A 12,232-nucleotide genomic window follows, 5' to 3' on the forward strand; every position below is an offset into this window, starting at 1 on the left:
CGGGGATGGTGATGAAGTCAAACGAGGAGTACGGGAACGGCAGACAAAAAAAGATGAAATTAGACGACCAGGATCAGCGGCGCAAAGACCAGCGCGACCATGGACATCAGCTTCAAGAGAATGTTGATGGCGGGGCCCGAGGTGTCCTTGAAGGGATCACCCACGGTGTCGCCGACAACCGCTGCCTTGTGGGCATCCGATCCCTTTCCGCCGAGGTGGCCCTGCTCGATGTACTTCTTCGCGTTATCCCAGGCTCCTCCGGAGTTCGCCATCGTGACGGCGAGGAGGAACCCGGCCGCAAGCGAACCGACGAGCAGGCCACCGAGCGCCTCGGGGCCGAGGACGATCCCGACGGCGAGCGGCGCGGCGACGGCAAGGACGCCGGGCAGGATCATCTCACGCAACGCCGATTTGGTGGAGATGGCGATACAGGAGGCGTAGTCGGGCTCGGCCGTTCCCTCCATGAGGCCGGTGATCTCCTTGAACTGGCGGCGGACCTCGTGGACGATGCTGTATGCGGCCTTACCCACCGCCATCATCGTGATGGAGCAGAAGAGGAACGGGAGCATTGCTCCGATCAGGACACCGATGAAGACGTTCGGGACAGAGACGTCGATGACCGAGAGGCCGACCGCCTGAGTGTAGGCGGCGAAGAGGGCGAGCGCCGTCAGCGCCGCAGAGCCGATGGCGAATCCCTTGCCGATGGCGGCGGTGGTGTTCCCGACGGCGTCGAGCGTGTCGGTGATCTCGCGGACTTCGGGCTTCTGGTGGGACATCTCGGCGATACCGCCGGCGTTGTCGGCGACCGGGCCGTAGGCATCGACGGAGAGGGAGATCCCGAGCGTCGCGAGCATGCCGACGGCGGCGATGGCAATACCGAAGAGACCTGCGACCTGGTAGGCGATGAAGATCGCGACCGAGATGATCAGGACCGGCCAGATGGTGCTCTCCATCCCCTTTGCAAACCCTGTGATGATGGTGGTCGCGGCCCCGGTCTCGGTCGACTTGACGATGGCGAGGGTCGGGCTCCGGTCAAAGGAGGTGTAGAACTCGGTGATCAGGCCGATGGCGAACCCTGCGACGAGACCGGCGACGGTGGCGTAGAAGACCCCGATGTACTCCGCCCCGAGGAGCTGGGTCACGAGGAAGTAGGTGGCGGCGACCGTCACGACCATCGCGGCCAGGAGACCCTTGTTGAAGGCCAGGTGGATGGCGCTGCTCTCGGTCTTGTTCGTCCGCACAAAGAGCGAGCCGATGATGGACGCGACGATGCCGACCGCGGCGATCAGCAGCGGGAGGATGATCACGTTCATGATCTCGGCGTTCGGGAACTGCGTGGCCGCGAAGGCGACGCCGAGGACCATCGCCGATATGATCGCGCCGACGTAGGACTCGTAGAGGTCCGCGCCCATGCCGGCGACGTCGCCGACGTTGTCACCGACGTTGTCAGCGATGACGGCAGGGTTGCGGGGGTCGTCCTCGGGGATGCCTGCCTCGACCTTGCCGACGAGGTCGGCACCGACGTCCGCGGCCTTGGTGAAGATACCGCCGCCGACACGGGCGAAGAGGGCGATCGAACTTGCACCGAGGCCGAAGCCGGTCACGATGGTGAGGACTTCAGCCTGGGGAAGCCCCGAGAAGGTGCTGATGGCCATATAGGCGATCGTGAGCCCGAGAAGCCCGAGCCCGACCACGGCCATGCCCATGACCGAACCGCTCGCAAACGAGACTTTGAACGCATCCGCGATCCCACGCCGTGCGGCGTTCGTCGTCCGGACGTTTGCTGCCGTGGCGGTGAACATGCCGATGTAGCCGGCAGTCGCCGAGAGCGCCGCACCGAGCACGAAACAGGCCGCGGTGAGGGGGTTAATCCAGACGCCGAGGACGACGGCAAGTACAATAACAAATATGGCTATAGCGCGGTACTGCCTGTTCAGGTAGACCATTGCCCCTTCATGAATGGCAGCAGCAATCTTCTGCATCAGGTCGGTACCCGTCCCCTCCCGTCTGATACTCGTGTACGAGTACCCGGCGAAGAGGAGAGCAAGAACGGCACCGATGGGTGCCAGATATACCAGATCCATCTCTCTACATTCCTCCGGTTGTAGTACCATATACAGAGGGATTCAACATTTTTAAATATGTGGAAAAGATCCGGGGTATCCGGCGGGCATTCAGCTGAAATCGATCACTTCGGGCTGAAGCGTCTGGAGATCGACGACAAACGCACGCGCGGGTGTGGGGTGGATGTTCATCTGTTTCTGAAACGCTGTCTGGGCCTGCCAGGTTCCGGCGTTCACCCCGAGAACACCCCGGTAGCGAGTAATGCCGCAGATATGGACGTGCCCGGTGAGGAGGATCTCGGGGAGCGGATCGATGACGAGCCGGTCGGTCTTCATCGCGGCGATCGGCGTCCGCATCCCGTAGGGGGCGGCGAGCAGCCGGCGTTTGAGCATCTCATCCATGATCTCGCCGGGCCGTTCGTAACTCGCGCCCGGAATCAGCCCGATCATGTCGTCGATCGACCGGCCGTGGTACATCAGGACGCGGACGCCCTGGAGGTTTAACAGGCAGGGGTTCTCGACGAGGGTGCAGTTTTCGGGGAACTTCGCGGTGAACTCCGGCGGGATCGCCGGCTGCGGTTCGGCCATCCTGACGACGTCGTGGTTTCCCGGTGCGGCGACGATCTGGATCCGGGAAGGCAGGTCGCGGAGCATCTCCGCAAAGACGTCGTACTGCTCGTAGATGTTCTTGATTGTCAGTTCCTGGTCCTGTCCGGGGTAGATCCCGATCCCGTCGACGAGATCGCCCGCGATCAGAAGGTATGCGGCATCGGAGTCCTGGAGCCAGTCGGCGAACCGGTGCCACGCCTCATCGAGGAAGGTGTCGCTTCCCACATGCACGTCGGAGATGAGAACCGCTTTCCCCGGCCGGTCGCTCTTGAACGGGGCGTTGTTGATGGGGACGTCGGGGCGGAAGAGGTGTTCGGCGAAGAAGAGACCACCGTCGCTTGAGAGTTTTCCCTTGACCCCGAGCACCTCGTCGGGGAGGATCCGCTCCGCTTCCGCAAACGACTCGTCCCGCCCTTTGTTGAAGAGCACCCGGATCGTCCCGGTGGGATCCTCCACCTCGATGAGCCGGTGACCTTTTGCGGTCGTCCGGACGTCGGCCACCATCCCGATGATACTGCACTCCTCGTCCCGGTAACGGTGGGGCGACTTCACCAGCGCCTCGATCGGCATCGTGGTCATCCGGCTCCGGATCATCGAGGAGAGGCAGTTGTAGCGGTTCCGGAAGTAATGGACGGCGTCCTCGTGACCGCTAACGCTCCCCGTGGTTCCGGCGCTCCCCATGATCACCTCGAGTTCGGGATCGACCAGGAACCGCGTCCCGTCCCGGACCTTTTTCAAGCCCGGGATATGCTCTGCGGAGACGACCAGGGTGTCTTCGGGGACCCCCGCCGCAATCTGGTCGATGAGAGCCGGGTCGTCCTGTTCACGGATGTAACTCACCACGTCGGGATGAACCTGATGCTTCAACTCGAGGAACCGGCGTACGATCTCGGCGTTGGCGAGCATGACCTTCAACATATTCTCCCCGCGGCAATATGGGTTTATCTTTTTCGCGTTCCGTAGAGATACTTCATACAACCGCAGGCCCTCACGCGAAGCCGCGAAATCCAGGGAGTTGTTGACTGTTCCCTTCGCGTTCTTCGCGACTTCGCGTGAAGCAACGAGACCTCCCGGTGGTTCGCCTGTTGTCGATGAAAATGGTGGTAGTATGACCTCAAAGGGGGGTATTCTACAGAGCCTTTTTTTCGCGCTCTGTCTCCGGTCCGGGACATCCCGGAGAACCTATGTATATGAAGGGTAGCAATCTCTTTAGAACAGATGTCGGATACCACCTGGCTGCAGCGTGCAGTATCGGCCCTCACGGCGTTCCGGGAGAGCGACCGCCCGGTCGTCTCGCTCGCCCGCGACCTCCTCTGGGTCGTCGCGGTCGTGGGCGGTATCGCCCTTGTTCTCTACCTCTTCGCCGGCACCTGGCCGGCGGTGGTCACGATCGAGTCGGAGAGTATGGTCCCGAACATGAACGTCGGCGACCTGGTGCTCGTCGTCGACGAGGACCGGTTCGGCGAACTCACGACCTGGGCTGAAGGGCAGCGAACGGGCCAATCGTCCTTCGGAAACTACGGCGACGTGATCGTCTACCGCCCCAACGGCGCCGACTCCGTCCACCCGATCATCCATCGCGCGATGACCTACGTCGATACCGCCGCCGTAGTTGAGTCGGGACTCGGGGCCTACTACGACGACCCGCACGGCGGCTACATCACCCAGGGCGACAACAACCCCTACACCGACCAGCCGAACCTCCGGCTCGCGGGCGTCGGGATTGTCGAGCCGGTGGAGAAGGAGTGGATTATCGGCAAAGCCCTCTTCGCGGTGCCGCTCGTCGGCTACCTTCCCCTGCACCTCGCGGAGTTCGCCGTCGTCGTCATCCTCGTCATCCTCATCCACGACTTCGTCCTTGCGCGCCGAAAAGAGAAAAACGAATAAATCCGGGACTACAAGAGAGCTGTTTACGATGTCCAACTCGCTGCATACCCTGCTCGACGACACACTCGCCGGCCACCGGCTCACGGAGGAGGAGGCCGTCCTCCTCCTCGCGACCCGCGGCCGGGACGTCTGGGCGATCGCCGCCGCCGCGGACGAGCTCCGCGAACGCAAAGTCGGCAACGTCGTCACCTACGTCCGGAACCAGAACATCAACGTGACCAACCTCTGCGTGAACGCCTGCGGGTTCTGCGGATTCTCCCGCAAACCGGGTGACGCCGACGCCTTTTTTTACGGCGAGGCCGCGGTGCGGGAGAAGGCGCGGGCGGCGCGTGAGCGCGGCGTCACCGAGGTCTGCACGGTGAGCGGGCTCCACCCGGAGTTCGACGCCCAATCCTATGCCGACATCTACTCCTGGATACGGGACGAGACCCCCGGCGTACACATCCACGCGAGCAACCCGATGGAGGTGGCGTATGCCGCGGAAAAGAGCGGCATCTCCACCTGGGAAGTCCTCGGGATGATGAGGGACGCGGGTCTTTCCACCCTCTGCGGAACAGCGGCCGAGATCCTGGTCGACGATGTCCGGCGGGTGATCTGCCCGGGCAAGATCGACACGGAAACCTGGGTCAGGATCATCAAGGCGGCGCACGGTCTCGGCATTCGGTCGACGGCGACGATCATGTACGGCCACTGCGAGAACGAAGCGGATCGCGCCCGGCATCTTGCAATTCTGCGTGAGATCCAGGACGAGACCCGCGGGTTCACGGAGTTCGTCCCCCTCTCATTCATCCACAAAAACACCCCTCTCTACCGGAAGGGCCTCGCCCGGCCCGGGGCGACCGGCCGCGAAGACCTCCTGCTCTTTGCGGTCTCACGACTCTTCCTCGACAACTTCGATCACATCCAGGCTTCCTGGGTGAAGGTCGGGACGAAGATGGCGCAGCTCGGGCTTCTTTCGGGCGCAGACGACCTCGGCGGGACGCTTTTTGAGGAGAGCATATCCCGGGAGGCGGGCGCCCGGGATACCGATTATCTGGCTCCGGCGGAGATGCAGCGGATGGCCGGGGATCTCGTCCGGGTGTTCCGGAAGCGGACGACGACCTACGATCCTGGATGAGCATTGGGCTGGGCCGGAACGATTCACCGGGTCTCTCGAACAATATCCGGAAAATTATAAATACTCGTGGATAGAGTGTGGCTCCTCAACGTCGGCCGGGTGCTGGCGATTGGGAGGAGAACGCTATGCTTGGTGGTGGCCTTGTAGGTCTTGCAATCCTCTTCTTCGTACTGGCACTTATCTTCGCCATACTCGGGGCGCGAGGCGTTGCAGGAATGTCCATGTCGGTCGCGAAGTGGCTGGTTATCATCTTTATCGTCCTCGCGATCATATCGCTGCTGCTCTGACTGCAACCGGGCGGGGAAGATCACGGGCAGCCGGCAGGGTGAATACCCCGCCCTTCCCTGAGGCACCCTGCTCGTGAGGGCTGAGGGTCAGGAGCACGATTCTTGAGAGGAAGCCATGGAAAGGCACGGGGATTCGGGTTCTCAGTCCTCGGGCTGGAGGTACCTGACGATCGTATTCGCGACTGTTCTGGCCTTCTTCATCGCCTGTTCGTCTTTGCGGATATCCCCCGGCGCGTAACCCTTTCCGCAGACGTAGCCGAGGTACGAGAACTCGTGGGTGTTCAGGAACCCCTCCATGGTCTCGAGGGCGCGCTCGCACCCGCGGTCGGCGCAGACGGCGACGGCGACGGCTCTCCTCCCCGACAGCCTCCGGTCATGGTAGAGCGAGTAGGTCCGGTCGATCAGGTTCTTCGTCTGGCCGTTGATGTCGTAGTAGTAGGTCGGGGCGCCGAGGACGAGCACCTCGCAGTTGATCATCTTCTCTGCAACAAGGCCCCAGTCGTCGTCCTCCGTCACGCACCACTTCGCGTCCTTGCAGGCTTCGCACCCGGTGCAGGGCTGGATATCCATATCGGCAAGCGAGAGAAACTCGGTCTCGATGCCCGCCTCCCGCACCCGATCAAGGATGGTGGTGACGAGAACCGCGGTATTGCCGTTCTTGCGCATGCTTCCGGAGATACCGAGAACGTTCATACCCTATGCTCGCTCCTCTCGTTCTTGATTCTTGTGATCCGGGCATCGAGATCAAGACCGCGGAATGCCTCGACGACCTCAGGAACCGGGTCGCCGGGACGGTAGAAGAGGTGGGAAGGGCAGCCGCAGTCGCTGCACCCGAACCCCCGGACGGAGGATCCGGCGACGGCACGGGCAAGATCGCATTCGCAGTCCCGACCGGTGGCGGCGGTGACGACGGCGGCGGGGAAGAAGTGCGGGTCGAGGAGGAGGTAGTCGATGTGCCACCGGGGCGGGCGGTCGCGGCAAAGGGCGAGCCTCACGTGCCGGTCAACCCGGGCAAGCCCCCCGCTCCCCCGGGCGGAGCCCACGTAGATGTGCCGACCCGGCGCGAACTCCCTCTCCCCGAGGGCGCCGATCCGGACGATGCAACCGGTATTCTCGAGGATAAGGGCGTAGACCCCTTTATCCATAGAGCCGGAGCGCCTCCCGGGCACCCGCGATATGCCGCCCGCCACCGCGGACGACGGGTTCGCCGTGGCCGGGGTAGAGTCCCTCGACATCGAGGGCGCTGAGGCGTTCGATGGATGCCGCGAGCGCCGTCCGGTCGCCGCCCGGGAAGTCGTAGCGCCCGAAGGACCCGCCGGTAAAGACGGTGTCTCCGGAGAAGAGCAATTTTTCCGCCTCGTCATAGAGGCAGATCCCGCCCGCCGTGTGCCCGGGGGTGTGGATGACGCGGAGGTTCCCTACCCGGTCGCCGTCATGGAGGACGATGTCGGGGACGATCCCGGGCGAGTGGGCCCCGAAGTGCATCGCGAGGCTCCGGGTGTCGTCGGCGAGGCCGGGCGCGTCGGCCTCGTGGACGCATACGGCAGCATCACCGCAAAGGCGCGCGATCTCCTTCACGTGGGCGATATGGTCGTAGTGGGCGTGGGTGATGACGATCGTATCGATCGCGGCGGCATGCGGTTCCACCGCCATCGGGAGAACGCCCGCGTCGATGAGAACGTTGCCGTAAACGAACGAATTGGCGTAGATTGTATTGCTCGCGATCCACCGGACTGGCATGCAGACTAATATGGCTTCCGGGCAAATGGTTCTTATGCATACCCTGATCTCCGCGTGCCTGCGCGGGGTTCCTCCCGAGGTGGAGACGATCGCCCGGGAAGAGGATCTCGCCCCCCATGCCGCCGCGCGGGCCGTCACCCGCGGCCGGATAGTCATTCCCGCAAACCCTGTTAGGCCGCACCGGCTCTGCGCCATCGGGGAGGACTGCAGGGTGCGGGTCAACGTGAACGTCGGGACGTCGGGAACCCGGTGCGACGAGAACCTCGAGGTCGAGAAGGGCAAAGCGGCCCTCCGGGAAGGTGCGGACGCGCTGATGGATCTCTCGACCGGCGGCGATCTCGCCCGCATCCGGCAGAAGATCCTGAAACTCGATGCGCCGGTCGGCACCGTCCCCGTCTACGAGGCGGTCAGGCGGGCGGGGAATGCGGCGGATGTCGACGCCGATCTGCTCTTCAAGGTCATCCGCGAGCACTGCCGGCAGGGTGTGGACTTCCTGACGTTGCACTGCGGCGTGAACCGCGATGCCCTCGCATCGCTCAAGGCCGACCCCCGGACGATGGGCGTCGTTTCCCGGGGCGGGGCGTTCCACGTGGCGATGATGGCCGCGACGGGTGAGGAAAACCCCCTTTACGCGGAGTACGACTACCTGCTCGAGATCCTCGCCGAGCACGACGTCGTCGTGAGCCTCGGCGACGGGATGCGGCCGGGCGCGCTCGTGGACGCCGGCCGTCTCGCGAAGTCGACCGAGTACCTGACACTCGGCCACCTCGCAAAGCGGGCGCTCGCCGCCGGGGTGCAGCGGATGATTGAGGGCCCGGGGCATATCCCGGCCGATCAGGTCGGCTACAACGTCCGGATGATCAAGGAACTTACCGGCGGCGCTCCGCTCTACCTGCTCGGCCCGCTCGTGACCGACGTGGCGCCGGGTTACGACCACGTCGTGGGGGCGATCGGCGGCGCGATCGCCTGCATGAACGGCGCCGACTTCCTCTGCATGGTCTCACCGAGCGAGCACCTGGCGCTGCCGGACGTCCGCGACATCGTGGAAGGGACGCGGGTGGCGAAGATCGCGGCGCACGTCGGGAGCCTCTCCCGTGCCGCCGCACACACGAAGAACCGCGAGATCCGGATGGCGGAGGCGCGCCGGGCGCTCGACTGGGAGAAGCAGTTCGAGGCGGCGCTCGCCCCCGAGGAGGCCCGGCGGATTCACGAGCGCGACGGCGAGCTCGAGACCTGCTCGATGTGCGGCGACCTCTGCGCCGTGAAGATGGTGCGGGATATCCTCCCGGTGCCGGAAGAACGGATGGAGCCGTGAAGGGGTGACCCTTCAGAGTTTCTCTCTCAGATTCTTGTGCATAGAGCCCCAAAAACCCCCTATCCTTAATATTGTGGAGTTTGCATGCAATTTACGAGCAAACCAGCTCTGTATTCTACACCTGCAGTAGAACTACTCTGACCATTACACATACCCATCCACGGCTTTCCACGGATATCGCATTTTGGGGTGGGGCTGACGGGGAGTGCGATGGGCGGAATGCGACCGGTCGCCAGAGCGGGAGCATGAGCACCGAAGGTGCGAACACCCGGAGCTCGAGCACCCGAAGGGTGCGGAGTGCGAGCGTAGCGAGCTTGAGCACCGGAGGTGCGAGTGCGATGTTCCGCAGGAACGGAGCTCGACCACCGTCAGGTGGGGAGGGGGGATGCTCCCCCCTATGGCGATACCCCCACGGTCCACTGCACTGGGCTTTTCGTTCGTCTAAGTTGTTCGGTGGTCAAACCCGGGGATCTCCAGCCATCCCACCTCCGACCAGCCATTGCCCACGGAACTGCACCGCAGCCAGAATCTCCCAAACTTTAGAAGGGCCTCGTCACTTCACCCCGAACCGCTCGTCGATCCAGGCGATTACCGCGTCGCGGCTCCGTCGGTAGGCTGCGAGCACCCTGTCGGGGCTTCCGGTAGCCCGGCCCGGATCCGGGAAGTCGACGTGGATCGTCTCCTTCGTCCAGGGAAACATCGGGCAGACACCGCCGGCGCAGAGCGCGACGGCGTAGTCCATCTCTTTTCCGTCGAAGAGCGTGAGGTCCTTTGCCTGTTGTTTCGAGATGTCTATCCCGATCTCGCCCATCACCCGGACGGCGAGGGGATCGAGAGCGGTGGGAGCGATCCCGGCGGAGCAGGCCTCGTAGTGGTCGCCGTAGCGGGCGCGGAGGTAACCCTCCGCCATCTGGGTGCGGGCGGCGTTGTTCGTGCCGATGAAGAGCACTCTCTGCTTCATGCCTCTCCCTGCACGGCCGGGTGGAAAAAAGTTGCCGGGGCTCGAGCACCCCCGGGTGCGCGCCCGGGGTTCGAGAAGGCCATGGTGCTCCGGGCGTGTGAGGCCGGCGCCCCCGGCCCGGCAGGAGTTCTCAGGCGCGCCCTGCCTCGAGGATCCGGATCGCGAGCAGGGCGGCGTTCACGCCGTTGTCCACCCCGACGCAGGCCACCGGCACCCCTCTCGGCATCTGGACGATTGAGAGGAGGGCGTCGAGACCCATCAGTGTCCCGCTCACCGGGACGCCGATCACCGGGCGCTTCGTCTTCGAGGCGATCACTCCCGGGAGGGCCGCCGAGAGCCCGGCGATCGCGATGAAGACCCGGGCGGTGCTCGCCTTCACGTACTCGTCCAGCCGTTCGGGATCGCGGTGCGCCGAGATCACCTTGTAGTCGTAGTCTACGCCGTGCTCTTTCAGGGTCTCAAACACCTTCTCCGCGACGGGGCCGTCCGAGGCGGAACCGCAGATAACCGTGACGTCTGCCATATCCAGCTTCAATTGCGCCCCGCCTCTTTTTCACCCTGTCGATATCGCACGGTGGTGAGGTTGATATGAAACCACATCCAAGTTTCTTGCAGGAACAGCGTCTGTCCTCGACGAGACGATACGGACTGATATCTTATGGAACACGAACCACTCCTGATGATCCCGGGCCCGGTACCCATTCCGCAGCGGGTACGCGCCGCCATGACGCGGCAGGCCATCAACCACCGCGGCCCCGAGTTCGGCGCCGCATACGCGGACTGTGTCCGGACGTTAAAGACACTCTTTGGCACCGCAAACGAGCTCTATATCATCAGCGGCTCGGGAAGCGCCGGCATGGAAGCCGGCGTCGCGAACTTTGCGCGGGACAAACGAATCGTCTCGCTTGTGAACGGCAAGTTCGGCGACCGCTTTGCCAAGATCGGCGCATGCTACGGCACCGTCACCGCCCTCGAGTCCGAGTGGGGAACCCCGCTCGATCTCGCGGCCCTCGAGCGCGAACTCGAGGCCGGGGCCGAGGTCGTCACCATGGTCCACAACGAGACGAGCGCGGGTATCAAGAACCCCGCTCCCGAGGTCGGCAAACTCGCCCGGAAGCACGACGCGCTCTTCATCATGGACGGGGTCACCTCCATCGGCGGTGACGACGTCCGGATGGACGAATGGGGCGTCGATATCGCCGTCGTCGGCTCGCAGAAGTGCCTCGCGGCTCCCGCGGGCCTCGCCGCCATCGCCATCGGTGAGCGTGCCTGGGACCGGATCTCGGAGAAGCGCCCCTTCTACCTTGATCTGGCCGCCTACCGTAAGAGCGGAACGAAGACCCCGATGGAGACTCCCTACACCCCGGCGGTTCCGCTCTTCCTCGCGCTCTGTGAGGCCTGCAAGATCATCGAGGAGGAAGGTGTCGATGCCCGGATCGCCCGCCACCGCCAGATGACCGAAGCCGTCCGCACCGCGGCGAAGGGCTGGGGCGTCGACCTCTTCCCGACCCTCGACGAACACCACGCCTACTCGAACACCGTGACCGCGATGCGGATCCCGGGCGTGCTCACCGACAAGGATCTCCGGGGAACCGTCAAGAAGTTCGGGATTGAGATCGCCGGCGGCCAGGACCACCTCAAGGGCAAGATCTTCAGGATCGGCACCATGGGCAGCGTCGGGGCGCAGGAGATCCTTGCCACCCTCGCGGCCGTCCAGTTCGCCCTGAAAAAGTCCGGGTTTGAGGCCGGCGACGGGGTGGAGGCTGCTGCTGAGGTGTTGCTCGGATGAAGATCGGGATCGCCGACACGACGTTTGCCCGGATTGACATGGGCGGGATCGCTATCGATGAGATCCGCAAGCACGCGAGCGTCGGACTGGAACGCTACGTCGTCCCCGGGATCAAGGATCTCCCGGTAGCGTGCAAGAAGCTGATCGAGGAGCGGGGATGCGACCTCGTGATGGCGCTCGGGATGCCCGGCGGGGCGGAGAAGGACAAGGTCTGCGCCCATGAGGCCTCCCAGGGCCTCATCCTCGGTCAGTTGATGACGAACAAGCACGTCATCGAGGTCTTCGTCCACGAGGACGAGGCAAGGAACGCCAAAGAGCTTGCCTGGCTGATGGAGCAGCGGACGAGGGAGCACGCGGTGAACGCTGTCCGGCTCGCGCTCCGCCCGAAGGAGCTTGAGAAACTCGCCGGGACCGGTCAGCGACAGGGGTTCGAGGACGTCGGGCCCGCCCGCCCCTGACGCAAA

General features: G+C 64.1%; 13 protein-coding genes. 6 read left to right on the forward strand and 7 right to left on the reverse strand.

Annotated features, from left to right (window positions below; genetic code table 11):
- Positions 1 to 59 precede the first annotated feature (59 nt).
- Together FGW20_RS01860 and FGW20_RS01865 are read right to left on the reverse strand one after the other, a co-directional pair.
- Positions 60 to 2,084 (reverse strand): sodium-translocating pyrophosphatase, encoded by a 2,025-nt coding sequence (locus FGW20_RS01860; RefSeq protein ID WP_301676413.1) that lies wholly within the window; start codon positions 2,082 to 2,084, stop codon positions 60 to 62.
- Between the two features lie 90 nt (positions 2,085 to 2,174).
- On the reverse strand, positions 2,175 to 3,578 hold the full coding sequence (locus tag FGW20_RS01865) for a DNA-directed DNA polymerase II small subunit (protein ID WP_301676544.1): 1,404 nt from the start codon (positions 3,576 to 3,578) through the stop codon (positions 2,175 to 2,177).
- Positions 3,579 to 3,890: 312 nt separating this feature from the next.
- On the opposite strand from FGW20_RS01865, the gene FGW20_RS01870 reads away from it, so the two are divergent.
- The 3 genes from FGW20_RS01870 (at position 3,891) to FGW20_RS01880 (ending at position 5,963) form a co-directional block, all read left to right on the forward strand.
- Entirely contained in the window at positions 3,891 to 4,559 is a 669-nt protein-coding gene (locus FGW20_RS01870) for a signal peptidase I (protein WP_301676414.1), read from the forward strand.
- Positions 4,560 to 4,587: 28 nt separating this feature from the next.
- Positions 4,588 to 5,676 carry a 5-amino-6-(D-ribitylamino)uracil--L-tyrosine 4-hydroxyphenyl transferase CofH gene (gene cofH / locus FGW20_RS01875; protein ID WP_301676415.1) on the forward strand — a complete coding sequence of 363 codons (1,089 nt, stop codon included), beginning with the start codon at positions 4,588 to 4,590 and terminating at the stop codon, positions 5,674 to 5,676.
- Positions 5,677 to 5,801: 125 nt separating this feature from the next.
- On the forward strand, positions 5,802 to 5,963 hold the full coding sequence (locus FGW20_RS01880; protein ID WP_011842905.1) for a DUF1328 domain-containing protein: 162 nt from the start codon (positions 5,802 to 5,804) through the stop codon (positions 5,961 to 5,963).
- A gap of 141 nt (positions 5,964 to 6,104) precedes the next feature.
- Here FGW20_RS01880 and FGW20_RS01885 read toward each other — a convergent pair whose 3' ends face one another.
- Genes FGW20_RS01885 through FGW20_RS01895 form a run of 3 tightly spaced genes read right to left on the reverse strand, consistent with a single transcriptional unit; the run spans position 6,105 to position 7,703 of the window.
- Positions 6,105 to 6,656 carry a flavodoxin family protein gene (locus tag FGW20_RS01885; protein WP_301676416.1) on the reverse strand — a complete coding sequence of 184 codons (552 nt, stop codon included), beginning with the start codon at positions 6,654 to 6,656 and terminating at the stop codon, positions 6,105 to 6,107.
- Positions 6,653 to 7,108 (reverse strand): GIY-YIG nuclease family protein, encoded by a 456-nt coding sequence (locus tag FGW20_RS01890; protein ID WP_301676417.1) that lies wholly within the window; start codon positions 7,106 to 7,108, stop codon positions 6,653 to 6,655. The genes FGW20_RS01885 and FGW20_RS01890 overlap by 4 nt, the downstream gene beginning before the upstream one ends.
- Positions 7,101 to 7,703, reverse strand: coding sequence for an MBL fold metallo-hydrolase (locus FGW20_RS01895; protein WP_301676418.1), 603 nt, complete (start codon positions 7,701 to 7,703; stop codon positions 7,101 to 7,103). Before FGW20_RS01895 ends, FGW20_RS01890 begins: the two co-directional genes overlap by 8 nt.
- A 25-nt stretch (positions 7,704 to 7,728) precedes the next feature.
- Between FGW20_RS01895 and thiC the strand changes: the two genes are divergently transcribed.
- Positions 7,729 to 9,018, forward strand: coding sequence for a phosphomethylpyrimidine synthase ThiC (gene thiC, locus FGW20_RS01900; protein WP_301676419.1), 1,290 nt, complete (start codon positions 7,729 to 7,731; stop codon positions 9,016 to 9,018).
- Between the two features lie 553 nt (positions 9,019 to 9,571).
- Here the strand turns inward: thiC and FGW20_RS01905 are convergent.
- Positions 9,572 to 9,979, reverse strand: a complete 408-nt coding sequence (locus FGW20_RS01905) for an arsenate reductase ArsC (RefSeq protein ID WP_301676420.1) — start codon at positions 9,977 to 9,979, stop codon at positions 9,572 to 9,574.
- A gap of 130 nt (positions 9,980 to 10,109) precedes the next feature.
- The gene (gene purE / locus FGW20_RS01910; protein WP_301676421.1) at positions 10,110 to 10,502 is read right to left on the reverse strand and encodes a 5-(carboxyamino)imidazole ribonucleotide mutase; all 393 of its coding nucleotides are present in this window, start codon (positions 10,500 to 10,502) and stop codon (positions 10,110 to 10,112) included.
- Positions 10,503 to 10,637: 135 nt separating this feature from the next.
- Between purE and FGW20_RS01915 the strand changes: the two genes are divergently transcribed.
- Together FGW20_RS01915 and ribC are read left to right on the forward strand one after the other, a co-directional pair.
- Positions 10,638 to 11,768, forward strand: coding sequence for a pyridoxal-phosphate-dependent aminotransferase family protein (locus tag FGW20_RS01915; RefSeq protein ID WP_301676422.1), 1,131 nt, complete (start codon positions 10,638 to 10,640; stop codon positions 11,766 to 11,768).
- On the forward strand, positions 11,765 to 12,226 hold the full coding sequence (ribC, locus tag FGW20_RS01920) for a riboflavin synthase (protein WP_301676423.1): 462 nt from the start codon (positions 11,765 to 11,767) through the stop codon (positions 12,224 to 12,226). Before FGW20_RS01915 ends, ribC begins: the two co-directional genes overlap by 4 nt.
- Positions 12,227 to 12,232: the final 6 nt, after the last annotated feature.

This window comes from Methanoculleus methanifontis (assembly GCF_030464365.1).
GTDB classification, from domain to species: domain Archaea; phylum Halobacteriota; class Methanomicrobia; order Methanomicrobiales; family Methanoculleaceae; genus Methanoculleus; species Methanoculleus methanifontis.

Bases quoted from the DNA above. Each gene is read 5' to 3' on its own strand.
- purE (WP_301676421.1), bottom strand. From the start codon at position 10,502: ATGGCAGACGTCACGGTTATCTGCGGTTCCGCCTCGGACGGCCCCGTC.
- FGW20_RS01880 (WP_011842905.1), top strand. From the start codon at position 5,802: ATGCTTGGTGGTGGCCTTGTAGGTCTTGCAATCCTCTTCTTCGTACTG.
- FGW20_RS01870 (WP_301676414.1), top strand. From the start codon at position 3,891: ATGTCGGATACCACCTGGCTGCAGCGTGCAGTATCGGCCCTCACGGCG.
- FGW20_RS01890 (WP_301676417.1), bottom strand. From the start codon at position 7,108: ATGGATAAAGGGGTCTACGCCCTTATCCTCGAGAATACCGGTTGCATC.
- FGW20_RS01860 (WP_301676413.1), bottom strand. From the start codon at position 2,084: ATGGATCTGGTATATCTGGCACCCATCGGTGCCGTTCTTGCTCTCCTC.
- FGW20_RS01895 (WP_301676418.1), bottom strand. From the start codon at position 7,703: ATGCCAGTCCGGTGGATCGCGAGCAATACAATCTACGCCAATTCGTTC.
- FGW20_RS01885 (WP_301676416.1), bottom strand. From the start codon at position 6,656: ATGAACGTTCTCGGTATCTCCGGAAGCATGCGCAAGAACGGCAATACC.
- FGW20_RS01915 (WP_301676422.1), top strand. From the start codon at position 10,638: ATGGAACACGAACCACTCCTGATGATCCCGGGCCCGGTACCCATTCCG.
- FGW20_RS01865 (WP_301676544.1), bottom strand. From the start codon at position 3,578: ATGCTCGCCAACGCCGAGATCGTACGCCGGTTCCTCGAGTTGAAGCAT.
- cofH (WP_301676415.1), top strand. From the start codon at position 4,588: ATGTCCAACTCGCTGCATACCCTGCTCGACGACACACTCGCCGGCCAC.
- thiC (WP_301676419.1), top strand. From the start codon at position 7,729: ATGGTTCTTATGCATACCCTGATCTCCGCGTGCCTGCGCGGGGTTCCT.
- ribC (WP_301676423.1), top strand. From the start codon at position 11,765: ATGAAGATCGGGATCGCCGACACGACGTTTGCCCGGATTGACATGGGC.
- FGW20_RS01905 (WP_301676420.1), bottom strand. From the start codon at position 9,979: ATGAAGCAGAGAGTGCTCTTCATCGGCACGAACAACGCCGCCCGCACC.